The sequence below is a fragment of the Sporolactobacillus spathodeae genome (genome assembly GCF_016908935.1).
GTDB lineage: Bacteria > Bacillota > Bacilli > Bacillales > Sporolactobacillaceae > Sporolactobacillus > Sporolactobacillus spathodeae.
In genome coordinates, this window is the sequence record NZ_JAFBEV010000014.1 from 1 (window position 1) to 24,755 (window position 24,755).

At 47.7% G+C, this 24,755-nt stretch carries 25 protein-coding genes; 1 reads left to right on the forward strand and 24 read right to left on the reverse strand.

The window, feature by feature from the left end; translation table 11 throughout:
- Nucleotides 1-167: 167 nt before the first annotated feature.
- The 9 genes from rnc to JOC27_RS08245 form a co-directional block, all read right to left on the reverse strand.
- On the reverse strand, nucleotides 168-893 hold the full coding sequence (gene rnc, locus JOC27_RS08205) for a ribonuclease III (protein WP_205006807.1): 726 nt from the start codon (nucleotides 891-893) through the stop codon (nucleotides 168-170).
- 109 nt (nucleotides 894-1,002) lie between these two features.
- Nucleotides 1,003-1,245 (reverse strand): acyl carrier protein, encoded by a 243-nt coding sequence (acpP, locus tag JOC27_RS08210; RefSeq protein WP_205006808.1) that lies wholly within the window; start codon nucleotides 1,243-1,245, stop codon nucleotides 1,003-1,005.
- A 108-nt stretch (nucleotides 1,246-1,353) separates the two neighbouring features.
- Nucleotides 1,354-2,100, reverse strand: a complete 747-nt coding sequence (gene fabG, locus JOC27_RS08215) for a 3-oxoacyl-[acyl-carrier-protein] reductase (protein ID WP_205006873.1) — start codon at nucleotides 2,098-2,100, stop codon at nucleotides 1,354-1,356.
- Nucleotides 2,100-3,047: an ACP S-malonyltransferase gene (gene fabD / locus JOC27_RS08220; RefSeq protein ID WP_205006809.1), complete on the reverse strand. Its 948-nt coding sequence runs from the start codon at nucleotides 3,045-3,047 to the stop codon at nucleotides 2,100-2,102. Before fabD ends, fabG begins: the two co-directional genes overlap by 1 nt.
- Before the next feature lie 53 nt (nucleotides 3,048-3,100).
- Complete coding sequence (fapR, locus tag JOC27_RS08225) at nucleotides 3,101-3,700, reverse strand: transcription factor FapR (RefSeq protein WP_205006874.1); 600 nt, start codon at nucleotides 3,698-3,700, stop codon at nucleotides 3,101-3,103.
- A gap of 197 nt (nucleotides 3,701-3,897) precedes the next feature.
- Nucleotides 3,898-5,940: an ATP-dependent DNA helicase RecG gene (gene recG / locus JOC27_RS08230; RefSeq protein WP_205006810.1), complete on the reverse strand. Its 2,043-nt coding sequence runs from the start codon at nucleotides 5,938-5,940 to the stop codon at nucleotides 3,898-3,900.
- Entirely contained in the window at nucleotides 5,937-6,845 is a 909-nt protein-coding gene (gene sdaAA / locus JOC27_RS08235; RefSeq protein WP_205006811.1) for an L-serine ammonia-lyase, iron-sulfur-dependent, subunit alpha, read from the reverse strand. Before sdaAA ends, recG begins: the two co-directional genes overlap by 4 nt.
- A gap of 36 nt (nucleotides 6,846-6,881) precedes the next feature.
- A complete protein-coding gene (gene sdaAB / locus JOC27_RS08240) occupies nucleotides 6,882-7,544 on the reverse strand; it encodes an L-serine ammonia-lyase, iron-sulfur-dependent subunit beta (protein WP_205006812.1) in 663 nt (220 codons plus the stop codon).
- Nucleotides 7,545-7,560: 16 nt separating this feature from the next.
- Nucleotides 7,561-7,947, reverse strand: coding sequence for an Asp23/Gls24 family envelope stress response protein (locus tag JOC27_RS08245; protein ID WP_205006813.1), 387 nt, complete (start codon nucleotides 7,945-7,947; stop codon nucleotides 7,561-7,563).
- Between the two features lie 276 nt (nucleotides 7,948-8,223).
- Between JOC27_RS08245 and rpmB the strand changes: the two genes are divergently transcribed.
- Nucleotides 8,224-8,412 (forward strand): 50S ribosomal protein L28, encoded by a 189-nt coding sequence (gene rpmB, locus JOC27_RS08250; RefSeq protein ID WP_205006814.1) that lies wholly within the window; start codon nucleotides 8,224-8,226, stop codon nucleotides 8,410-8,412.
- Between the two features lie 211 nt (nucleotides 8,413-8,623).
- Here rpmB and spoVM read toward each other — a convergent pair whose 3' ends face one another.
- From spoVM to JOC27_RS08325, 15 genes are all read right to left on the reverse strand, one after another.
- Nucleotides 8,624-8,704, reverse strand: a complete 81-nt coding sequence (gene spoVM / locus JOC27_RS08255) for a stage V sporulation protein SpoVM (protein WP_010630993.1) — start codon at nucleotides 8,702-8,704, stop codon at nucleotides 8,624-8,626.
- 99 nt (nucleotides 8,705-8,803) lie between these two features.
- Complete coding sequence (locus tag JOC27_RS08260) at nucleotides 8,804-9,445, reverse strand: thiamine diphosphokinase (RefSeq protein ID WP_205006875.1); 642 nt, start codon at nucleotides 9,443-9,445, stop codon at nucleotides 8,804-8,806.
- 24 nt (nucleotides 9,446-9,469) lie between these two features.
- On the reverse strand, nucleotides 9,470-10,351 hold the full coding sequence (rsgA, locus tag JOC27_RS08265; RefSeq protein WP_205006815.1) for a ribosome small subunit-dependent GTPase A: 882 nt from the start codon (nucleotides 10,349-10,351) through the stop codon (nucleotides 9,470-9,472).
- A gap of 56 nt (nucleotides 10,352-10,407) precedes the next feature.
- Nucleotides 10,408-12,369 (reverse strand): Stk1 family PASTA domain-containing Ser/Thr kinase, encoded by a 1,962-nt coding sequence (gene pknB / locus JOC27_RS08270; RefSeq protein WP_205006816.1) that lies wholly within the window; start codon nucleotides 12,367-12,369, stop codon nucleotides 10,408-10,410.
- Nucleotides 12,366-13,115, reverse strand: coding sequence for a Stp1/IreP family PP2C-type Ser/Thr phosphatase (locus tag JOC27_RS08275; RefSeq protein ID WP_205006817.1), 750 nt, complete (start codon nucleotides 13,113-13,115; stop codon nucleotides 12,366-12,368). Before JOC27_RS08275 ends, pknB begins: the two co-directional genes overlap by 4 nt.
- 40 nt (nucleotides 13,116-13,155) lie before the next feature.
- Complete coding sequence (rsmB, locus tag JOC27_RS08280; RefSeq protein ID WP_205006818.1) at nucleotides 13,156-14,520, reverse strand: 16S rRNA (cytosine(967)-C(5))-methyltransferase RsmB; 1,365 nt, start codon at nucleotides 14,518-14,520, stop codon at nucleotides 13,156-13,158.
- Complete coding sequence (gene fmt, locus JOC27_RS08285) at nucleotides 14,517-15,467, reverse strand: methionyl-tRNA formyltransferase (RefSeq protein ID WP_205006819.1); 951 nt, start codon at nucleotides 15,465-15,467, stop codon at nucleotides 14,517-14,519. The genes rsmB and fmt overlap by 4 nt, the downstream gene beginning before the upstream one ends.
- 42 nt (nucleotides 15,468-15,509) lie before the next feature.
- Complete coding sequence (gene priA, locus JOC27_RS08290) at nucleotides 15,510-17,927, reverse strand: primosomal protein N' (RefSeq protein ID WP_205006820.1); 2,418 nt, start codon at nucleotides 17,925-17,927, stop codon at nucleotides 15,510-15,512.
- Nucleotides 17,924-19,138, reverse strand: a complete 1,215-nt coding sequence (coaBC, locus tag JOC27_RS08295) for a bifunctional phosphopantothenoylcysteine decarboxylase/phosphopantothenate--cysteine ligase CoaBC (protein WP_205006821.1) — start codon at nucleotides 19,136-19,138, stop codon at nucleotides 17,924-17,926. Before coaBC ends, priA begins: the two co-directional genes overlap by 4 nt.
- Before the next feature lie 108 nt (nucleotides 19,139-19,246).
- Complete coding sequence (gene rpoZ / locus JOC27_RS08300; RefSeq protein WP_205006876.1) at nucleotides 19,247-19,447, reverse strand: DNA-directed RNA polymerase subunit omega; 201 nt, start codon at nucleotides 19,445-19,447, stop codon at nucleotides 19,247-19,249.
- Between the two features lie 5 nt (nucleotides 19,448-19,452).
- Nucleotides 19,453-20,070 carry a guanylate kinase gene (gene gmk, locus JOC27_RS08305; RefSeq protein WP_205006822.1) on the reverse strand — a complete coding sequence of 206 codons (618 nt, stop codon included), beginning with the start codon at nucleotides 20,068-20,070 and terminating at the stop codon, nucleotides 19,453-19,455.
- A gap of 24 nt (nucleotides 20,071-20,094) precedes the next feature.
- Complete coding sequence (locus tag JOC27_RS08310) at nucleotides 20,095-20,349, reverse strand: DUF370 domain-containing protein (protein WP_338062790.1); 255 nt, start codon at nucleotides 20,347-20,349, stop codon at nucleotides 20,095-20,097.
- 26 nt (nucleotides 20,350-20,375) lie between these two features.
- Complete coding sequence (locus JOC27_RS08315) at nucleotides 20,376-21,263, reverse strand: YicC/YloC family endoribonuclease (protein ID WP_205006823.1); 888 nt, start codon at nucleotides 21,261-21,263, stop codon at nucleotides 20,376-20,378.
- An 83-nt stretch (nucleotides 21,264-21,346) separates the two neighbouring features.
- A complete protein-coding gene (locus JOC27_RS08320) occupies nucleotides 21,347-23,071 on the reverse strand; it encodes an Rqc2 family fibronectin-binding protein (protein ID WP_205006824.1) in 1,725 nt (574 codons plus the stop codon).
- 158 nt (nucleotides 23,072-23,229) lie between these two features.
- On the reverse strand, nucleotides 23,230-24,603 hold the full coding sequence (locus tag JOC27_RS08325; protein WP_205006825.1) for an amino acid permease: 1,374 nt from the start codon (nucleotides 24,601-24,603) through the stop codon (nucleotides 23,230-23,232).
- Nucleotides 24,604-24,755: the final 152 nt, after the last annotated feature.

Sequence of the window (24,755 nt, forward strand, 5' to 3'; positions counted from 1 at the left end):
TTTTAATCACAAAATCGCATACATTCTTAACATACTAGAAAAACTTCGTTGAGCCAAGCCCTGTGAAAAATAGCTAATCCTTAGTTTCGCTTATACTTAATTCCCCTGAAATCTTATACATTTTTAAACGTACAGAAAAGACAGCCGAGAGTTCCCGGCTGTCTTTATTACCTGACGATGCTTTTTAATGCTTCACGTGCAGCATTTTGTTCCGAGTCCTTCTTTGAATGACCCCTGCCGCTGCCGATGACCTTGCCGTCCAGTACGACTTTCGAGACAAATTCGCGCTGGTGCGCTGAACCCTTCTCTGTAACTAGTTCGTAATCCAGTTCGCCAAGATTTTCCCGTTGCACCGTTTCCTGCAATTGGCTCTTAAAATCCATCACATGGGAAAAAGTACCATCTTCAATTCTCGGATAAACAACCGACTCCAAAAAGCGGCTGACTTCTTGCAGCCCCTGATCGAGATACAACGCGCCAATGAATGCCTCGAACACATCGCATAGCAGTCCTGGTCGCTTGCGGCCGCCCGTTGTCTCTTCGCCGCGGCCAAGGAAGATATTTTTTTCGAAATCGAGTGAATTTGCGAATTGGACAAGTCCGGTTTCGCAGACAATTGCCGCCCGAAGTTTCGTCATCTCTCCCTCGGATAAATTCGGATAATGCTTGAACAGATACTGAGAAACCATTAATTCAAGCACGGCATCTCCAAGAAATTCAAGCCGCTCATAATCATCCGTAGCGCCACGGCGATGCTCATTCACATAAGATGCATGGGTAAAAGCCTGTAGCAGCAGTTTTTCATTGGTAAAAACAAACGAGAATTTAGCCAACAGCTGATGAATGTGATCCAATGTTTCGTTTTGTTCTGCCTTCTTCTTTGATTCAGGCATCTATCATTACCTCCGCTTGCCCAAAACCCAGCCCTTTTCTCTAAATAAAAGAAAAATCCCGATTTCATAAAAATTATTTTATAAAAGCGGGACTCCATGAGTTAGGATGTCAAGATTTGTGGCTCTGTATGTAAGTAATGACATCACCAACAGATTGAATCTTTTCTGCATCTTCATCTGAAATTTCCAGATTAAATTCGTCTTCAAGTTCCATGACAAGTTCTACGATATCAAGAGAATCGGCGTCCAGGTCTTCTTTGAAGGAAGCTTCCGGTTTTACATCGGCTTCGTCCACACCAAGTCTGTCGACAACGATTTTCTTCACACGTTCAAGTACATCTTGTTCTGCCATGTCTTCACCTCCCCTCAAAGATACCCTAAATTAAAATAACAGGAAATGGCATAAGAGTCAAAACTTATTTTGCATACGACAGCTAAATGACGTTCTTGCTCAACTATTTTATTGCATCGCCATTCCGCCGTCAACGCTGAGCGTCTGACCCGTCATGTAATCCGCAGCGCCCGAAGCAAGGAAACAAGCGACATGCGCAATATCTTCCGGCTGACCCAGACGTCCAAGTGGAATATCAGCTTTCATTTTGTCCTTGATTTCGTCGCTGAGTTTATCAGACATATCCGTTGCAATAAAACCAGGTGCGATCGCATTGACTGTAATGCCGCGCGAAGCGACTTCGCGTGCCGTTGTCTTTGTCAATCCAATGACGCCCGCTTTAGCAGCGACATAATTAGCCTGCCCAGCGTTGCCAAGGATGCCGACAACGGAGGCAATATTAATAATCTTCCCCTTTTTCTGTTTCATCATCGGCCGAAGCATTGCTTTGGTCATCAGGAAGACACCCTTCAGATTCGTATTGATCACGGCATCCCAGTCTTCTTCTTTCATGCGCATCAGCAGACCGTCACGCGTAATCCCAGCATTATTAACAAGAATGTCAATATGTCCGAATTTCTCCAATGCACGCTTGCAGATCAACTGGACATCCTGTTCCTTTGAGACATCGCCCTGGCAGACAAAAGCCTCTCGTCCCATGGCCCGGATTTCCGCGGCTGTCTCTTCTGCGCGTGCCTGATTGCCCGAATAATTGACCACAATCGAGGCACCTTCACGCGCAAATGCCAACGCAATAGCACGGCCGATACCGCGCGAAGCACCAGTAATGAGTGCTGTCTGGCCTTCGAGAATCATCACTCTGCACACTCCTTTAATTGTTCACTGACCGAATCAAGTGAAGCGATATCGTAAACGGACAGGATACGGGCACCGCGATGAATTTTTTTAATTAATCCACTCAGCACTTTTCCCGGTCCGACTTCAATATACGTGTCAACACCATTTGCTTTAAGCCGTTCGATCGATTCAATCCAGCGAACCGGCGAATAGAGCTGTTCAATAAGATGCGTGCGGATTTCATCTACTTGCGTCTCTTCAATAGCCGTACGATTAGCAATCACAGGTATTTCCGCGTGATGGATCGAAAGCGTATCCAGTGTCTGTCGCATCGCCTCAGCGGCAGGTATCATTAAAGAAGAATGGAATGGTCCACTGACTGATAACGGAACCACGCGCCGAGCGCCGCTTTCGCTTGCTAGCGTCGATGCTTTTGACACACCCTGAATTGAACCGGAAATAACAATTTGACCTGGAGCGTTCAGATTTGCCAGTTGGACAGGATTACCTTCTGCGCTGACTTTGTGACATAACTCGTCGAGTACATCTGCTTCCAAACCGAGCACGGCAGCCATCGTTCCTTCTCCGGCCGGAACAGCTTTTTCCATATGCAAACCGCGTTGTCGAACCCCATAAACGGCATCCTCGAAAGAAAAAACGCCAGCCGCATAAAGGGCGCTGTATTCGCCAAGACTGTGTCCAGCAACATAATCGGGACGGATACCCTTTTTACGAAGCAGATCATAGAGCAGACAGCTAACCGTTAAAATTGCCGGCTGCGTATTTTCCGTCAATGTGAGTTTCTCTTCGGGTCCATTCATAATTAAATCAGTCAGCGGAAAACCGAGCCGCTTGTCCGCTAATAAAAACTTTTCTTTCGATTCCGCAGACTTCTCCAACAAGTCTTTACCCATGCCGACTTGCTGCGAACCTTGTCCCGGAAAAACACATGCCACTTTAGTCAATGGTCAATAACCTCCTCAGTAACTTACCTTGCACAATCAAACTTTATACGCGTTCATGATTCTTCGTGTGCCGGTGCTGTCACGCCAGCCGTTTTCGTTTTGCCACTTGAGCGAAACATTGTAAAAACGCCTCGGAATACATGATCCTGTCCGGCATAACTGTTGACCTCGACAATTGTTCGGACATGTTCCTTCTCAATCACCTTTGCTTTGGCAACAACCCGCTCGCCGGTTTTGACTGGGCGGATAAAGTGAATCGACGCTTTCGAAGTCAGTGCCAACGCATCATTAATGACAGCGACTGCAAGTGAATTGGCCTGGGCAAAAAGATGATGGCCACGTGCAATACCAGTCCGGGAAAAAACATGCTCCTGACCGATTTCAAGCAGCGAAATGGCCTGCGCATCCAGTTGTAAGTCGACAATTTCGCCGATGACCTCATCTTCATGAAGCGCCTTCACATCATCAAATTGCCGTTTTGCGACGTATTTAATTCGCTCCCGCAATTCGGGAATCGACAACTCCATCCTGTCCAAGCGTATCGTTTGAACACTAACACTGAATTTCTTTGCCAATGCATCATCCGTAATAAATGGATTCTCAGCTATCGTCTGTTTGAGCATCGCCTGGCGATCCTGCTTGCTCTTTCTCAAATTTCGGACACCGTCCTTTGCGCTTGCCCCATTGATGTTGATCAATCGCCGTTCTTATGACTAGATAATAATAGCAAGTATATCACAAGCGGGCGGGTCCGTGTAGGGCAAGGCAAAAAGGAAGAAACTGATCACCTTTTACAAGCTTTCCAACCTTAATAGCTTACGATTCAGATCCCGCCTAGGTTTCAAGAAATTTAATCAAGCCTCTTTTTATCAAGTATCCCTGCAGCTCTAAGCGGTGCACGAAGCAAATGGTACGCATCCTCTTGCCAAAATGACTGACTGCGAACCATTTTGGCTGCATCCTGCCTGGCTGCGGCAAGTGTTTGAAAATCATGCACAAGGTCAGCCAATTTAAAATCCGGCAGACCACTTTGTTTGCTGCCGAAAAAGTCGCCAGGTCCGCGTAACTTCAAATCTAATTCAGATAATTTGAACCCATCCGTTGTCTCTGTCATCCACTTCATCTTTTCCTTACTTGTCTCCGACTTTGCTTCAGCGACAAGCACACAATATGACTGATTGCTGCCACGCCCAACCCGACCGCGCAGCTGGTGCAACTGCGATAAACCGAAGCGGTCGGCGTCATTGACAATCATCAGTGTCGCATTCGGCACGTTGACACCGACTTCGACAACAGTTGTGGCGACGAGGACTTGCACCTGATTCATTTTAAAACGATTCATAACGTCCGCCTTCTCCTCAGGATTCAGGCGTCCGTGCATCAAACCGACCTGAATGCCCGTGAGTGCTTGTGTCAGCTGGCTATGCATATCGAGTGCATTCTGTACGTCAAGCTGTTCAGATTCTTCAATCAGCGGACAAACAACATATGCCTGGCGTCCGGCAGCAACGGCACGGCGGATAAACGTAATCACTCGATCCATCAAGTCATGGCGCACCCAATAGGTTTTTATTGGCTTTCTACCACCGGGCAATTCGCTAATTGTTGAGACATCCATATCGCCGAAGACAGTCAAAGCAAGTGTCCGCGGAATTGGCGTCGCCGTCATGTACAACACGTCCGGTTCCTGCCCTTTTTCCCGCAAAAGGCGTCGCTGAACGACACCAAAACGGTGTTGCTCATCGGTTACCACCAAGCCGAGGCGTCGGTAATGAACCTCATCTTGAATCAACGCATGGGTGCCAATTAATATATCAATGGCGCCTTCCTTCAATTGTTCAAGCAACAGCTTTCTTTTTTTCCCGCGAACATTCCCGGTCAGTAGTGCGGTCCGAATTGAAAAAGCGGAAAAAAGCTGTTCCAAGCTGTCCGCATGCTGTTCCGCTAGGATCTCCGTCGGCGCCATCAACGCCCCTTGATAACCAGCAGTCACTGCGGCGAATAAGGCAATCGCAGCGACGATCGTTTTCCCTGAACCTACATCACCCTGTAGCAGGCGATTCATCGCTGACGGTTGCTTCATGTCCTCAAGAATTTCATGGAGTACTGTTTGTTGCGCATCCGTCAGATGAAACGGAAGTGCCTCGATAAATGCCTGAAGACGTACGTTATCTACTGCAAAAGCCACACCGTTTTTTGCTTTCTGTCGCTTTAATCGATGTGCTTGCATTTTTAGTTCATATATGAGGAATTCTTCATAAACAAGTCGGCGCCGCGCCTGTTTCAAACGCTGAGTGGATGAGGGAAAATGAATTTCGCGTACGGCTTCTTCGCGTCCCAGAAGGCGGTAGCGCTCTCTAAGCGAATCCGGAAGATTCTCAGCTAATTGCCCGGCGAATTGTGTCAAGGCCTGGCGAACGATTGTCCGCAATTTTTTTACAGAAATTCCTTCTTTAACTGGATAAACCGGTAGCCATTCACCTTTGTCGGTTGGAAGGCCATTATGAAATTCAGTTACAGTCAATACGGCCCTTCCCTGTTCCCATTTTCCCGTCAGTGTCACCGTATCCCCTAACTTCAGCGTCCGCTTGAGATACGGCCGATTAAAGAGAACGGCGGTTATGAGATATCGACCGGAGAGCACCCGTACCGAAATACGTGATCGCTTTTTCGCATAATATGAAAAAAGCGGTTCGCTCTGAATCTTGCCGACGATTGTTGCATGCTCGCCATCAGCAATCGTGCTCAGATCCCGAACCGCATAATTTTCATAGCGATATGGAAAATAATTAATAAGGTCAGCCGCAGTAGCAATTTCCAGTTTCTGCAGCTGATCGGCAAAAGCGTGACCGACTCCTTTTATTGATCCAACTGGAAAGTCTGCAAGCGTCATGGATGCTTCGTGACGGATTTTTGTCCATCGTGTCCGAAGATCTGTCTTTTCAACGCTCTGCCTCTCGGCGTATCTGCGAGACCGCCTTGTGCTGTTTCGCGGAATGCGGCCGGCATCATCCTGCCAACTCGATACATCGCTTCAATCACTTCATCGCATGGGATTCGGCTTTCAATTCCTGCAAGCGCCATATCGGCTGCAACAAGTGCCGTCGACGCACCTACCGCATTTCTTTTCACACAGGGAACCTCGACAAGTCCGGCAACCGGGTCGCAGATCAGGCCAAGCATATTGCCAAGTGCGATCGCCATGGCGTGCGCCGATTGCTGTGGCGATCCGCCCGCAAGTTCCACCGCCGCCGCAGCTGCCATACCCGTTGCCGAACCAACTTCAGCCTGACAACCGCCCGCCGCTCCAGATATAGAGGCATTATTCGCGACGACAAAGCCGAAAGCACCCGCTGTGAACAAAAAGCGAACCATTTGGTCGCGTGTCGGTGCCGGTTTCAGACGCTCACATAAGCCAAACAGCGTTCCTGGAACAACGCCTGCCGATCCAGCCGTTGGTGTCGCGCAGATAACGCCCATAGCCGCGTTGACTTCATTCGTTGCCATTGCCTTGCTGACCGCGTCAAGCATGGCGACGCCTGAGAGCGTCTGCCCCTCAGCTAGATATGCCTGTAACCGTTTCGCATCACCACCGGTCAGACCCGAATGTGAACGGATATTTTCGCTAATGCCTCGCTTGACCGCGTCTTCCATTACATCCAGATTGCTGGACATTTTTGCAAAAATAGCTTCACGGTTGCTCCCGGTTGTTTCAATTTCCGTCTCTATCATAATTTCCGATATCTTTTTTTGATCTTTTTCCGCCAATTCGACAAGTTCTTTAACTGTCTGAAACATAAGTCAATCTTCCCCTTCTGCAAGCCTCTTGCACAGTTAAGATAAAACAGCAACATGAAGTATATTCGGCAAAAGCCCAACTTCCTCCGCAAGTTTCCCGCCGATTTCCTCATCGGTCTGAATCACCATCAGAGCGAGGCTCCCTTTAACTTTACGTGAGACTTCCATATAGGATATGTTCATTTCGTATTTTGCGATCAGTGAAGCAACTTCCGCCACCGCGCCATATTTATCCTGATGGAGAATAAACAGAGCCGGATTACTGCCAGACAGCGAAATATTAAAACCGTCGACTTCGATTATCTCAATCTTTCCGCCGCCTATCGACACCCCCACCACTTCAATGTCACTTTGCTGATCGGATAAGCGTATTCGGACTGTATTTGGATGTTCTGTCTCCGTTTCTTTATCGGCTATAAATGAGATTTTCAAATCCTCTTTTTGGGCCAACTCAAGTGCATCAGGCAAGCGCGGATCGTTGGGTTCGAAGTCGAGCAAACCGGCAATTATCGCCACATCCGTCCCATGTCCCTGATACGTTTCAGCAAATGATCCGTAAAGCGTAATCGCTGCTTCCATCGGCTGTGCGCCAAATAAATGACGCGCCACCCGCCCGATTCGTACAGCACCCGCGGTATGTGAACTGGATGGGCCAATCATTACCGGACCGATTATGTCAAAAACGCTGCGATATTTCATCAATCTATACTCCTTTTCAATCTTCTGAATCCTGATCCGCCGGCTTTTCAGCCAGGCGAACCCCCTGTACATAAACGTTGATTTCCACCGCCTGGAGACTGAGCATCTCACTCAGCGCCTCTTTTACGCGATGCTGCAGTTCAATGGCCACATTGGAAATCTGTGTGCCATAACTGACAATAATATACATGTCAATCAATAAATTATCGTCTTCATCAAAAGAAGCGACGACACCTCGACTGAAATTTTCTTTTTTCAGCAGTTCATCAAACCCGTCCTTCAACTGGTTTTTCGATGCCATGCCAACAATTCCTTCACATGAGACAGCTACTCCGCCAGCAATCTTTGTAATGACATCCATGGAAATATCAATTTGTCCGTAATTATTCGTCGATGCTATCATGTTCGTACTCCCTTCAGATTGTGAACCTTATTCTCATCAGCAATGTAACTGTTTCTTTTCATTCTTTCTTATCAATTGCTGTAACAAGCCATTCACGGACACGTTCCGCAATCTCCCGACAACCCACTTTTCCTACTAATTTTACACTAGCCGTTTTAAATTGGAAAGATTCAGCTTGACTGAGTCTAAATTATTAATTCTGGTTGCTTCCTCTTCCTGTGCATGGTAATATAAAATTATTGCTTAATGAATGTTTGTGCAGGGAGGGTATCTTGAATGGGACGTAAATGTTTCGTTACAGGCAAAACAACCAAATTTGGTCAGAATCGTTCATTTGCTGAAAATAAATCGAAACGTACTTTCAAAGCGAATCTGCAAAAAGTTCGCATTCTCGTTGACGGCAGTCCAAAACGCGTTTATGTATCAACTAAAGCGCTGAAGGCTGGAAAAGTCGAACGCGTTTAATGCAACGAAACCGTTGGTTGGAAACAGCCGGCGGTTTTTTTGTACTTTTAGTACCGCGGAAATGATCGCAGAATCATCAAATGGACCCAATTGTATGAGAAGTACTTTCTGGAAACAAGTGCAGTTAATTTTCGTGTAAAATCAAAGATTTCAATCTCGTAAAAAAGGTGCCCCGCGCTCGTGCGGGGCACCTTTTTTATCTGCCGCGTCCTTACCCCTTCCGGAAGGAACCGAGGAGGGCTCTAACAATACTACCTAAAAAACGCGGCAGTTTAATCGTGTAAAATTTCATGGCTACTCCTCCTTGTTGTCAAGCGCCGTCAACCATTATCACGTGCTTCTAGATTATATGAATGGACGATTGGATCTAGACCAAAGCCGTCCTACCGCTTTAATCGCTGCAGCGCATCATGAGCAAAAGCCCGGAAGCAAACGAAACTGAGGATACATTGCTCGCTTGCTCATTGCTGATACACAAGCTGGAACCTAACACAAGTTCCGCATCATGCAGAGGATATTTCACTCCTCGAAGCGTTAGCCCTGTGACTTTGCCGGAAATCGCCAGAAAAGAGAGGTAGGGGTAATTGGGCTCCTTCTCTAAATGGTATATGCCTGAATCCAATAATTCGATACTATTTTTTTTATCCACAAGCTGCATGCGCGTTGCTTTGCGACTCGCTTTAAGTAGCAAATAAACCGCGGAAAGGGCGTGATCTTGGCGCCCACCAGTCACGCCGAAGATCAGCAATTGTTGCGGTTTCTTGGCAAGCGCCCAGTCAATTGCCAGTTCCAAATCCGTTTTATCCTTCTCACATGGGAAAGTCTCGCAGTCAACCGCCTGTTCTGCGATCACGTGGTACTCCACTTTCGATACGGAATCAAAATCCCCGAATGCTTTGATCGGTTTAATGTTTTTACTTAAAAGGACAAAAGTCCCGCGATCTGCGCCTATCCATTGAAAGTTTTCATACTTTGGATCAAGTAAATCTGGAATCAGCGTCTCCGGTCCCCCGGCAACAATCGCCAGCTTCACTACCAATCGCCTGCCTTCTTCAATTCAATAAACCTTTTTTCTCTGACTGATTTCATGAAAAAACATACAATAGTGTTGATACCGTGCCTCACTAATTTGGCCGTGATCACGTGCTGTTTTTACCGCACAGTCTGGTTCAGCAATGTGCGTGCAGCCTCTAAATCGGCAGGAATCACGAAGCGTCCGGAATTCAGGAAAACAATCTTCAAGATCATTTGCTTCCACTTCTGCAAAGTCAAGCGAACTGAACCCAGGCGTATCGGCAACGAATCCACCGCAAACCGGCAGAAGTTCAACATGACGGGTGGTATGCTTACCACGCCCAAGCGCCTGAGAAATCGCCTGAGTATCAATCGAAAGCTGTTCGTTCAATGCGTTGAGCAAGGATGATTTTCCCACTCCGGATTGCCCGGTAATCACACTGATCCGCCCGCGTATCAGTCCTGAAACATCCTCCAGTCCATCGCGATGAAGGCTTGATGTCAAGAGTACCGGATATCCGGCTGCTTGATAAGGCGCGATCCGTTTCGATAGCTTTTCGCGCGCTTCAACACCTAGCAAATCTATTTTGGTAAGACAAATCAGCGACGAAATTTGGTGACTCTCCATATGAACGAGAAAGCGATCCAAAAGGCCGTCATCAAAGTCCGGCTCAGCAACAGAGAAAATCAGCAAAGCCTGGTCGACATTGGCGATTGGCGGGCGATTCAACACGTTTTTCCGTTCGTTGATGGACAGAATATAGCCGTCTATCGGATTTTCTGCTTCGAAGACCACTGAATCGCCAACGAGCGGGCTCACTTTCTTTTTGCGAAAGATCCCTCTTGCCCGGCATTGAATAACGTTCTCTCCATTTTTTACATAATAGAATCCGCTGAGGGCTTTAATGATTATTCCTTCTGGCATCGAATGGCTCCCTTTTGTTTTTTTCCGCGAGATAATTTGCTGAATGATTGTTTCTTTTACTGTCCGTTCGGATAATCAACGGTCCCTGTTTTCTCCTTATTGTCGTCAATCACAATTCGGTAACTTCCTTGGGTTCCCGGCAAGAGTTGAAAAGGAATCGTGTAGGTTTTCGTTTCAGTAATTTCTTCATCGGCAAAGAGTGAATCATGATGATTGGCGTCCGTATAGTAAATCTGCACGTGAGAAGGTTGTGAATTGGAACCTGCATTTGCGTTGGAATTTGCAGAATAAACCACTTTGATCGGCTGATCGACTTCCGCCATCGCCTGCTTCTTCCCTTTTGAGAAGGACACAACGATCTTTGTCCCCTTCGCGACCTGCTTGCCTGCCACCGGTTCCTGGCTGATTACTTCTCCTTTGGCAACACTATCTGAATAATCGCCAGGCATATATTCAGGACTTAATCCGGCCGCTTTGAGCATGCGAACCACTTCATTTTTTGTTTTGCCACTGAGATCTGGCACCGTCACTTGAGGTTCGCCGCCGCTATAGGTCAGTCTCAAAACCGTTTTTGACGGGACGACCCGTTTTCCTGGCATCGGACTCTGGCTGATCACCTGGCCTTCTGGAACGGTGGACGAATCCACTGCATGCCAAACGACATCTTTATACCCTACATCCGGCAACGTGTTTAGCAAAGAATCCCGATCATAACCGACATAATTGTCTACATTGATCGTACTCTGTCCCGTACTTACAAACAGAATAATCTTTGAACCCGCCTTTACTTCAGTTCCAGATTCTGGATTCTGTTTAATCACCGAATTTTTTTGCACATTTTTACTAGCCTGCGCAATCCGTTTGACTTTCAAGTGATGATCCGTCACAATCTGTTTGGCTTGAATATAGTTCTGCCCAACGACATTGGGTACTTGGACATTCGCCACATAAAATAGCTTCGGAAGGACGGCAAGACCAATAATCAGTCCAGTTGTAATGAGTAAAATCAGGATGCCAAGCATTGTCAACAACCGTTTGGCGCGTAATTTCTTCTTTTTCTTCGGTTTGTCAGCCTCTATCACTGCTTGATCAGTAATCGGATCGTTTTCCGTCTTCAGCGGCGGAATTTTAATCGTCTTCTCCGCATCCGCCTCGACCGTCTCTTCATCTGGGAAAACAAGCCGTTCTTCGCCGCTTCGTTCCGGAGACAAAGCCGTGTTGAGGTCAGCATACATCTCAGCGACATTGGCGTAACGATCGCCTGGATTTTTGGCCAATGCCCGAATGATAATATTCTCCAAACTCTGCGGAATTTCTGGTCGGAAATCACGCGGAAAAGGCATCGGTTCTTTCAACTGTTTCAATGCGACAGATACTGGCGATGTGCCGGGGAAAGGAACACGTCCAGTCAGCAATTCGAACATCACGATACCAAGTGAATAAATATCAGATTTGACGGTCGCCTTTCCGCCTTTCGCCTGTTCTGGCGACAAATAGTGGGCAGATCCCATTATTGAGTGTGTAAACGTGATCGTTGCGCTGCTGACCGCCATCGCAATACCGAAGTCGGTGACTTTAACGTGCTCAGATTCGTCGATTAAAATATTGTGTGGCTTAATATCTCGATGAATGATGCCGTGGGCGTGAGCATGCGCAATCGCCGCGTCAATTTGCTTCATGATCGGTACCGCTTCGCTGATTGCGAGCGGTGAATAGTCCTTAATAAATTCTTTCAGGCTCATGCCGTGTACATATTCCATGACGATGTAATAAAGATCATCTTCTTCACCGATATCGTAGATAGCTACGATATTCGGATGGGACAGACTAGCCACAGATTCAGCTTCTCGGTGAAAACGTTTGACAAATTCTTCATCGCTCGCTAAATCGGAGCGGAGAATCTTTACAGAGACTAGGCGATCAAGAATCAAATCCTTTGCTTTATAGACGAGCGCCATGCCGCCTTCGCCGAGACGGGAAAGAATCTGATAACGCCCACCAATTCGTCTACCTATCATCGCGTTTCACCATCCGAATCATGAGAGATGATGATTAGACTGATATTATCTTCGCCGCCAGCTTCATTTGCCGCCTGAATCATTTTCTCAGTTTTTTCTTCAAGGGGTCCTTCACTTTCCATAATCGCGCGCATCTGTAGGCTGGATAGCTTGTTCGTCAATCCGTCCGAACAGAGGATCAGATGAGAGCAGTCGCTCCAGTCACGAGTGAATGTGTCAAGCGCAATTGTCGGCTCAGTACCAAGCGCACGCATCAAAACATGCTTCTCAGGATGACTTTCAGCATCGGCGCGGCTGATCTGACCGCTTTTGACTAATTCATTGACAAGCGTATGATCTTCGGTAATTTGCCGTGCTTCAGAACCTTGCAACCAAGAATAAACGCGGCTGTCGCCAACCGTTGTAATCACTATAAAGTCTTCACTGCATAACGCAGCTGCGAACGTCGTTCCCATTCCACGGCAATCGTCATTGGCTTCTGAATAATCATAAAGATGGACATTCACCGTACGCACCAAATGGTTCAGCCAAGTAACAGCTGCATCTTCTGTCAGTGGTTCTTCGAGCTGATTCCATTTCTCTTCAGCGAACTTCAGCGCCATGCCGCTGGCTACCTCACCGGCCGCATGTCCCCCCATTCCATCAGCAACGACGCCGAGTAGCTGATTATTTTTATAAAAGACATTGACACTGTCTTCATTATGGCTTCGCTGCCTGCCGACATCACTGCCAAAAACAGCTCTCATGATTTTCCCTCCACTGCCAGATTTCACTCAGGTTAGATGCTTATTGTCCCGTTTCACTTCGGCGCAAACAGGCGATAAAAAAACCGTCCGTATTAAAATCAAACGGCATCAGCTGAAGCCAGCCTTCCAGCGGATGCACGCGCTCTCTGACACTGGCCGGCAAATGCTGAGCAAAATCCGAATCCGGCTCAAACTCCGGATGTTCCGCAAGAAATTGACTAATTTGCCAATCGTTTTCCGCTCGGCTGATTGTACATGTACTGTAAATCAATAAACCGCCGGGTCGGACAAGTGGTGCGGTACGTTCGAGTATTTCCTTTTGCACTTTGACAAGCTGAGCGATGTCTTCCGGATTCTTCTCCCAACGGATTTCCGGCTTCCGTCGAATGACGCCAAATCCGGAACAAGGGACATCGAGCAAAACGCGATCAAAAGACTGAGATGCAAACTGATCTGCCGCTCTACGCGCATCCAGTGCTCGTGTTTCAATACATGAATCGAGCCCGAGCCGTTTGGCGGCCTCATCAATCAGCTTCGTCTTGTGCGGATGCAAGTCGAGTGCAATAATCCGCCCCTTCCCGTCCATTCGTTCAGCAAGGTGCGTCGTTTTTCCTCCGGGACCGGCACAAGCGTCAAGCACGAGCATTGAGGCTTCGGGTGCCACGGCATCGGCAACAAGCATCGAGCTCTGATCCTGGATCGTCAACTGTCCAGATACAAAGAAAGGTGACGCAGCGATTGATCCGCTGCTTGCAAGAACAAGTCCATCTGGCGAAAGCGTGCTAGATTTTGCGTCGATTCCTACTTCATGCAGCTTGTCGATTAAGGTATCCGGATCCAGGCGTGTCCGATTGACGCGTACGGAAACAAGTGGCGGTTGGTTATCTGCCTCAGCAATGCGCCGCGCCGTCTCAAGATCCCACTCCTCGCGCCAGAGACGAAGCAGCCATTCAGGATGACTATTCTGAATCGCGTCGCGCCGTTCCTCTGGCTGAATTGCGTTGAAATCAGGAAGGCCTTCACGGATCAAACGACGGAGTACACCATTTACTAGGTTACTGATTCCGCGATGGCCACGTTTCTTCGCAATCTCTACTGCCTCATTCACGAGGGCATGGTCCGGGATGCGATCGAGATACATTTTCTGATAAATGGAAAGCCAGAGCAGCACCCGTACCCAAGTGTCGAGCTTTCTCTCTTTCGCAACATAAAGGGATAAGACATAGTCGAGCGTCATTTTCCGCTGCAGAACGCCGTAGACGAGTGTTGTGATTAACCCTCGATCATGCGTGCTGAAGGTATTCTTTGATAAAGCTTCATTTAAAACGATCGGACTATAGGATCCCTTTTTCAAAATCGCCAATAAAAGATCGAGCGATTGTTCACGCGCTGTTATCTTGTTCATCGGTTTACTCCAAACTGCATGCCGGTTTGAAGCGTGCGGCCGCTGCCATTTAGAAAATCAGTGGCGCGCATCCGTTTCTTGCCGGCCGGCTGACATTCGGTAATGCGAAGCACTTCCCCCGATCCGGTCGCGACGAGAATGCCGGCATGATCAAACGCGGTAATCTTGCCCGGTTCTTCCTCTGTCTGAAGCCCGGTTTGTTGGGCCGAAAATATTTTAAATACTTTACCATCTAGAGAAGTATAGGCACCAGGGAAAGGATTCAATCCACGAACTAAATTGTGGATTTCCTTGGCGCTTTTCGACCAAACAATGGCTTCATCTTCGTGCTGAATGCTTGGTGCGAAGCTGACACGCGATTCCTCCTGCTGAACAGGATGAACGCTTCCTGCCTCAATTGCTGGCAATGTTTCCATCAACAGTTGGCTTCCTGCAGCACTGAGTTTATCGTGCAATCCGCCAAACGTTTCATCGGCATTAATCGGCACGTGGACTTGAGCGAGCATATCGCCAGCATCAAGCTGCTTAACCATATACATAATCGTGACGCCGGTTTCTTCCTTACCATCAATGATCGCCTGCTGAATCGGGGCAGCGCCGCGATATTCGGGAAGAAGCGATGCATGAACATTGACGCAACCAAGCCTTGGCCCATCGAGTAGCGATTGTGGCAGAATCTGCCCGTATGCGGCCGTAATCAATAAATCCGGTGCATACGACAGAATATCGGCGACAGCATCCTTTCGCCGTACCTTTTCCGGCTGAAGCACCGGAATATGATGGCGAAGCGCTGATTCTTTGACTGGCGGTGCAGTCAGAACGTGCCGACGCCCTTTAGGCCGATCCGGTTGTGTCACCACACAAACAACTGTATAGGACGGTTCGCTGATTAAATTTTCCAAAATAGGTACCGCAAAATCTGGTGTTCCCATAAAAACGATTTTCATTAGATAATCATCCTCTATCTTGCACTGCACTTGATCGGATCCTCACATCAGAACTACTGGGTTCAGATCAATCGACAGCTGCAGTCCGTTTTTCCCAGTTTCACGAAAATGGCTGTTAATTTTTCGTAGCAGCGGCAAAAGCGCTGATTCTCTTTTGTATTTTACCATGCACTGGTAACGATATCTATCTTTGATCCGTGCGATTGCAGGAACAACGGGTCCATATATCAGCGCGTCGGGCGACAAATGCCGGCGCAAGGCCGCAGCGATCCGCTCGGCCGCTTCCGCCGCTTTCGCTGGCTCCGGATGGGTCAGATTAATCAGAACCAGATAATAAAACGGCGGATAGCCGCGACGATAGCGAATCTGCATTTCTTCCTGATAGAAGCGCAAATAATCATGTTGTGAAGCATCAACCACAGCATAATGCTCCGGTGTATAAGTCTGTATGATCACTTCTCCAGGGAGATCATGCCGCCCTGCACGCCCGGATACTTGGGTCAACAATTGAAAAGTTTTCTCTGAAGCGCGGAAATCCGGGAGATGAAGCATGGAATCAGCGGCAAGTACGCCGACAAGCGTCACTTTTGGAAAATCAAGGCCTTTGGCAATCATTTGAGTGCCAAGCAAAATATCCGCCTGCTGATCGCCAAAAGCACGCAATAGTTTCTCATGACCGCCCTTTCGTCGAGTTGTATCAACGTCCATACGAATGACGCGGGCTTCGGGCAACAGCCGCGCCAACTCAGCCTCAACCTTCTGCGTTCCTGTGCCAAAATAACGTAGCGAATCACTGCCGCATGAGGGGCAAGTCTCCGGAACTTGCTGTTGATAGCCGCAATAATGGCATTTAAGTAGATTCCCTTCGCGGTGATACGTCAGTGAAATATCGCAATGTGGGCATTTGATCACCGTGCCACAAGAGCGGCACATGACAAATGTCGAGAAACCGCGGCGATTCAAAAAGAGAACGGTTTGCTCGTTTCGAACAAAGCGCTCTTTTAATTTTTCAAAGAGTGTGCCTGAGAAAACTGTGTGGTTGCCTGAGCGCATCTCTTCACGCATATCGACGATCGAAACAGGCGGCAGCGGGTGATGATTAAACCGTTCCTTCAAAGTCAGCAGCGTGTACACCTTTTTTTGCGAGCGGGCAAACGATTCAAGTGAGGGCGTTGCGCTCCCCAGAACGACCGGACAGTGGTGTTGACGCGCCCGATGAACGGCCACGTCTCGTGCATGATAACGCGGCTGATCTTCTTGTTTATAGCTGCTTTCGTGTTCCTCATCTATAATAATCAAACCGAGCTTCTGGAACGGCGCGAATACCGCAGATCGTGCACCGACGGCGACCGACACTTGACCGTTGCGAATTTTCCGCCACTCATCAAATTTTTCACCTTTGCTCAGGCCGCTATGGAGGACGGCAACCGCTTCGCCGAAACGCCGTTTGAAGCGTTCGACCATTTGCGGCGTTAGCGCAATTTCCGGAACAAGAACAATAGCCTGTTTGCCACTCGTGATTACATGCTCGATCGCCTGTAAATAAATTTCAGTTTTCCCACTTCCTGTGACGCCATGACAGAGAAAGACACGGGATTCCTCCTGCGTAATGGCTGTGTCAATCGGCGTCAAGGCGGCACGCTGTTCCTGTGTCAGTGGAAGCTTATGCGTTTGGTTGCGCGCCTTACCCGCGTAAGGGTCCCGTTTCGCCTCGATTTTGCCAAGCTCAAGCAACCCTTTTTCGCAGAGACGGTGAATTGCTGTGCGGCTGAGCTGATGCATTCCGGTTAATTCTTTTAGTGCTATGTAAGTATCGCTAGCATGCTGCTCAAAAAAAGCAAGCACATCCTTCTGCCGCTGTGATCGCGCATCGAGCGCCTCCAGAGCGGCGTGCAATTTCTCTTTAGGAACCGCGGGGCGGCATGCTGGCAATTCCTTGATCTTAGCTTGATTTTTGACAACCTGGCGAACGATGATAACTTTTTCGTTCAATGCTTTCTGCAGGCTTTTCAACAGTTGCGGCGCTTCTTTGACCAACGTCTCCCATTCTGGTGCGACACCCGCAAATACACGTTGCAATTCAGGAAAATCATGTGTTAGCCGCGCCTCATCTAGAATAATCAGTTGCTTGCGGTATTCTGCTTTCATAACAGCAGGCAGCATCGCTTGATAGGCGGCGACAGTTGGACAGAGTGTGGTGTCAGCAAGCCAGCGCCCGAGATTAAGCAATTCGTCCGTTAGCACAGGTTGTGGATCAATAAGTGCATCCAAGGCTTTTAAATGCTCAAAAGCCGTTTCTGTTTTCAACTGGGTTACAAAACCAAGCCGGCGTGTCGTCCCAAAAGGCACCGTAACACGCATGCCAATCTGCAACGTGCCGATCCAGTCTTCCGGCACGAGATAATCAAAGGCGCGATCGACCGGAGCCGCTGGAATGTCGACAAAGACTTCGGCAATCACTGGCACTCACTCTCTTCAAATAGAGCAGCAAGGGCTGCACAAATTCTTGAGGCGACCTCATGTTTCGGTAGCCGTTGATGCGGCTCATATCTGCCATTGGCAAAATAAAAAGTCACCTTATTCGTATCTGTCGCGAACCCATCTGCGGCGAGATTAGCAACTAGCAGATCAAGATGCTTCGTTTCTAGCTTTCGCTTGGCGTTGGCTTCAAGGTTTTCCGTTTCCGCGGCGAAACCAATCAGAATCTGTTTCTCCTTTTTCAATCCGAGTTCCTTTAAAATATCTGGATTTCGCACGAGCCGAACCAGTAACGGACCGTCCTGCTTCTTTATTTTCTGCGCATGAGCCTCTTCCGGCCGGTAATCGGCAACCGCAGCAGATTGGATGACGGCATCGACATTCTGATAATCACGAAGTACGGCCGCGCGCATCTCCAATGCCGAAACGACACGCACAATGGTCACATTTGGCGGCGCATCAAGCTGCACCGGACCAGAAATCAACGTCACATCGGCACCGAGCCGAGCCGCCTGTTCGGCGATTGCATAGCCCATTTTTCCGGTTGACAAATTGCTGAAGAAACGGACCGGATCGAGTCCTTCCCGCGTCGGTCCAGCAGTGACCAGTATTTTTTTTCCTCTAAGCGGTGCATCTTTTTCCTGCTGTTCCATAAAAAATTCAGTGGCGCGTGCAGCAATCGCCTCGGGCGCAACGAGACGTCCTTTGCCCGTCCAACCGCAAGCTAGCTTGCCACTCTCCGGTCCGATAAAGTGATAGCCGTAGTCGGCCAGAAGCTTTATATTGTGCTGCACCGCTGGATGCTGGTACATATTGCTATTCATCGCGGGGGCTACGAGCACCGGGCAGCGGGCAGCCAGCACGACCGCCGTCAGCATATCATCCGCACGTCCCGCGGCCAGGCGCGCCAACGTATCCGCAGTGGCCGGTGCGATCACAATCAGGTCGGCATGATCTGCCAAATCTATATGTGCGATTTGTCCTTCTTTTTCATCCGTGAAGACGGAACAGTGTACGTGGTGCCTTGTCAATGCCTGAAAGGTCACCGCGCCGATAAATTGTTCCGCTGCCTTCGTCATAACGACATGGACAGATGCCCCTGCCTTCACCAATAGGCGAACCAGTTCTGCCGCTTTATATGCCGCAATTCCGCCGGTAACACCGACAATAACCGTTTTTCCGGCTATGCCCATGGCAATCTCCTCCTGTTGCCCGCCGATACGAGCACAATTCCTGCTGTATTTCTATAAATAGCAAAAAAGCAACAACCTGACTGCGGCTGCTGCTTATCCGATCATCGTTTACTTGCTGACTTTGTAATTGAGCAGTCCAGCACTAACTTCCTCAAGCGCCTGTCCGACAAGTTTCGACGAACGCGGATGCTGCAACATCAAATGGCCGGTCCCATCTTGAAGCTGGCGCGCGCGTTTTGCAGAAAGCGAAACGAGTGTATAAGTGGAATTTACTTTCTCCAGCAGGCTGTCAATTGACGGATAAATCATCATTTTCAATCAGCTCCTTCACTATCTTTATACTTTTCAATGATATGGTCTACACGGCAATGTTCAGCGAGTACAATTGACTCGATTCGATCGCACGCTTTTTCAACCTGATCATTTTCAACGACATAATTATAGTTCTCCATCAGTTCCATCTCCGATTTGGCGACAGACATCCGGCTTTCAATTAAATCGGCAGTTTCTGTGCCACGACCAATGATCCGTTTCTTCAATTCGCCAAGAGTTGGCGGTGCAAGAAAAATAAATGTAGCTTCCGGAAAACGGCGCTTGATTTGCAGCGCGCCTTGGACTTCGATTTCGAGAATGACATCCTGACCGGCATTGATCGTCTCGCGAACGTAATCCACAGGCGTTCCGTAGAAATTGCCGACATACTCCGCCCATTCAAGCAGCTTGTCTTCACGAATCATTTGTTGAAATTGTTCGCGGTCTCTGAAAAAATAGTGGATGCCGTCTTTCTCGCCTTCCCGCGGTTTACGCGTGGTGACGGAAATCGAATATTGTAAATGCGTCCCGCGTGCGCGCAAGGCTTTGCACACCGTTCCTTTTCCGACTCCTGAAGGACCGGAGAGAACAACGAGCAATCCTTTTTCTTTAAAACTCATGATTCCAATGCCTCCAACTGTTCTTCATTCCTCGACTTCACTCTGCTGCATGACCCGCTGAGAAATTGTCTCGGGCTGAACAGATGAAAGAATAATATGATCACTGTCTATGATCACCACGGCCCGTGTTCGCCTGCCGTAAGTCGCATCAATCAATTTATTGCTGTCTCTGGCAATTTTAATTAAGCGTTTCACCGGCTGTGATTCGGGGCTGATAATCGAGACGATCCGATTCGATGCAGCCATATTGCCAAAACCGATATTGACCAGTTTTGTCACCCGACACTCACTTCCCCCAAATTCAATTATTCAACATTCTGTATCTGCTCGCGGATTTTCTCAAGTTCGCTCTTCATCAGCACAACAGATTGGCTGACTGCCGTACTGTTTCCTTTTGCCCCTATCGTATTAATTTCCCGATTCATTTCTTGAATCAAAAAATCAAGTTTCCGTCCAACAGGTGCCGCGTCAGTATCCGGATCAAGAGAATTTTCCAACTGCTGCAAATGACTGTCTAAGCGAGTCAATTCTTCATCAATCGACGCCTTATCAACAAATATTGCGACTTCATTAAGGAGTCGTGCTTCATCCAAAGCCGCCTGATGATTTAAAAATTGTTCCATATGTTTACGGAGCCGTTCGCTATGCTTCTCGTGCACAGCCGGTGCAAGGCGCGCTAGGCTCGCCCGTTGTTCCTTTAGCGCAGCGATTTTCTCATGAAGGTCTGCACACAGATGTCGTCCTTCAGCCGCACGCATTTCGGACAGTTGCCGACAAGCGTCCTCGACTGCCTGCAGGATATGTGGCGCCGCTTTTAGCGCTGCATCAGATCCGGCTTCCTCCATTGAAAAAACACCTGGAAGAAGCGGCAATGCGTTGAATATCGTGTTTTCCGATCCGGTTCGCTCCTGCATTTCTTTAATTGACGCAACGTATTGATTGACGACAGACCAATTCGTACGCACATTTGGCCCGATCGTTGTCCCGCCGTCAATCGTCAGATACAGTGTCAATGCGCCTCTTTCAACATGCGATCGCACGGTTTTTTTGATGGCTTCTTCCAAGCAGGAAAAAGCACGCGGCAAATTCATCGTTAGATCGAAAAATCGATGATTGACCGATTTCAATTCAACCCGAACCGACATCTGTCCTTCCGAAACGACGGCCATGCCAAAGCCTGTCATGCTGTTCATCAAATCACTTCCACTTTCCATTTTATACAAAATGAGGGCGGCGAATCAAGTCACGTTGAAAAATAAATCGCTTATCCATGCGATTAAGGGTGCGCAGGCATATTTCTTAATTGGAGAACAAGTGCTTCATCCGGTGTCACATAAAGCGTCCGATTATCAGTATAGATAACAAAGCCAGGCTTGGCGCCGCTTGGTTTTTTGACAAATCGAATCCGAGTGTAGTCCACAGGCACGCCGCTACCCAGCCGTGATTTGCTGAAAAACGCCGCTAGCACTGCCGCTTCTCTTAGCGTGGCTTCGCTTGGATTCTCTGAACGAATCACAACATGCGACCCCGGGCTATTTTTTGTATGCAGCCAAATCTCGTTACGTCCAGCCAGACGCGTTGTCAAATAGTCGTTTTGTTTATTATTTTTACCGACGAGCATGACGGTGCCATCACTCGCATAATACTGATCAATCTCCGGCTTATTTTTTTTCATTTTAGCGGCGCCACGCACTGTTTTCTTTTTTAAGTAACCGCCCTCTTCAAGTTCCTCGCGAATTTCGCGGATATCTTTCAAAGAAGCGGATTCAATTTGCTGCGCGAGCCCGTCAAAATAACGAATTTCTTCATCCGTCTCCTCAATCTGCGTTTGAACAACTATCTTGGCTGTCTTCGCTTTGGCATATTTTTTGAAATAGGCCTGGGCATTCTCGGACGGTGTCCGGTTCGGATTAAGACTGATAGTGATTTCCTTCTGCTCGGGATCATAGTAATTAACAACAGCTACAGCACGCATGCCTCTTTTTAAGACATGCATATTCGCAGTCAGCAATTCGCCGGATAATCGATAGTGATCGGCTTTCTCTGCATCTTGAATCGTCCGCTTCAATTTCAGCAATTTAGTCTTGTATTTCTTTAGCTCCGTGCTGATGAAATGGCCAAGATCGCCGGCTTTTTGACGGACCGCATCCGTTTCTGCTTTAACTGCATAGAAATGATCAAGCATCGCGTGAACGTCGTCAAAAAGCTGCCTTTTTCCATCTAAATGTGTCATCTCCAGCACGTGAAAATCTTCTTTGCCATTCTTCAGACTGATAATCTCCGGATGATAAGCATTGGCTCGAAGTGCCTGTTGCAGTTCGGCAAATGCCGAAGCAATTGCATCCGGAGTTGCAAAGCCTGCGCGATCAACAATCTCCTGGCCAACTAGCGGTGAAAAGCCGCTGACAATGCCAACAATTTGGCGATCAATTTTTCCTGAATTCCACTCAATGCGGCGTATTAAATCATCAGGCGTTATCTGTAGCGGATCGAGTTTCCCTTGATCCGGCGGCGCGACATAGGTCTCTCCTGGAAGCACCACTCGATAACGATTCACAGCCGTCGTTAAATGTTTCATGCTATCGATGATTCGTCCGCTTGCCTTATCAGTCAAAATGACATTGCTATGCCGTCCCATCAATTCAACGATCAGCCGTTTTTGCGTTAGATCGCCGAATTCGTTGCGACCGCGCAAATCAAAATTCACGATTCGCTCAAAGCCAGGCTGACTGATTGATTCAATCACACTGCCTTCCAAATATTTGCGTAACAACATGCAAAACATCGGCGGCTCTTGTGGATTTCCTTCCATTAATTCGGTTAGATGCAGCCGAGCGAACGCAGCGTTGATCGAGATCAACAATCGACCGCGCGCGCTACGCGAACGGAGATGGAAAATTAGATCTGTTGCCGTCGGCTGATAAATTTTTGTGATACGACCGCCAGCAAATGCCTGCAGGTGCTGAACGACCGCATGCGTGACAATTCCATCGAATGCCATCAATAAACCCCCACTTTCAAAAAAAAACGGGCCTGTTACTCGCCCGTTTTACGTCCGTTTTCACCAGACTCTCATTGTCTCACTCTCGGCTAGGTTCCGTCAAGAACGTTCCCTTTTGTGTCTTCCCTGAGTATCTATTTCGTTTTAATTAATTGCAATTAAGACAGGTCACGATTTTCTGAATTCGCTTGTGGATGGACCAAGAAGGATACGATCACTAAAAACGCCATGATAACAAGACAAGTGAGCGTTCCAATTAAGTTTGCACGGTTCAACACAAACGAAATGAAAATGAGCGACAATGAAATCAAACCAATGAGGGTCACATAAGGAAACCCGGCAATTTTGAAAAATGGGAGTTTCTTATAATTCTTACGCAATTTCAATTCTGCTGCACAAATCGCAATCCATACAAGACAAATTGTAAAGCCCGGAATACTCATTAACTGGTTAATAATTTGCGCGGGTGAAAGATAGGCTAAGACGATACCAACTGCTAAGAAGCTCGTTGTCAGCGCAATTCCGCCAAGCGGTACGCCTTTTTTTGACAATTTGCGTACAAATCTTGGCGCTTCGCCGCGCTCAGCCATTGAATAGAGCGTCCGTGTCGTTGCGTAAATGCCCGAGTTCGCTGCAGACAGTACGGCTGTGAGCAGGACAAAATTCATCAGATGGGGCACACCCGGCATGCCAACTCCCGCGAATACTTGCACAAAAGGACTGCTTTTCGTTGCTGATACACTGCTCCAAGGCATCATGCCGCAAATAATGATGATTGGTAAAATATAGAACATCGCCACGCGCGACACAACGCTTTTAATAACTTTGGGTAGAACATGTGTCACATCTTTTGCCTCGGTTACTGTGAGACCAATCAGTTCGGAACCTCCGTATGAAAAAATAACAACAAGAAGTGCCGAAATGATTCCGTTAATCCCATGTGGGAAAAATCCGCCATAGCCGAAAATATTCTTCATTGGATCGACCGGGCTCGGAATCACCCCGAATAAGATCAATAAACCAAGAATTATAAACGCGATAATCGCACCAATTTTAATTCCTGCAAACCAGAACTCAAATTCACCGTATAGGCTGACTTGAAATAAATTAATCGAAACAATAAATAGACCACATATAGCGGCGAGTATCCATAAAGGAATGTGTGGAAACCAGTAATTTAGAAAACTTCCGGCCGCAAGAATTTCGACAATAGTGACAATCATCCAGTTGATCCAGTACAGCCAGCCGATCATGATTGAGATGCGAAAGCCAAAGGCCTTATGCATCAAATGCTGGATGTTCAACCCGGGATAAGCAATCGCCATCTCTGCCAAAGCAACCATAACAATAAATAAGATCAACCCACAAGCCAAGTAGGCAATCGTGACACTTGGTCCGGCAATTGATAATGTATCGCCACTTCCTTTAAATATACCTGTGCCAATCATTCCAGCCATCGCCATCAGCATAATATGCCGTGGCAGTAACCCGCGCTTCAGCGAGCCTTTTTTTTCTTCTGTTGTACCCATCATTTATATTCCTTTCTCTCTATGTGCTGCAAATACGCTTTAAAGCAATAAAGCGAATACGTTTCATTATATAGGATTCCAATAAACTGTCAAGATCATGATTAATAACAACAACAACTTTAACAGAGCCAAACAAAAAAAGAGCCCCTTGAACT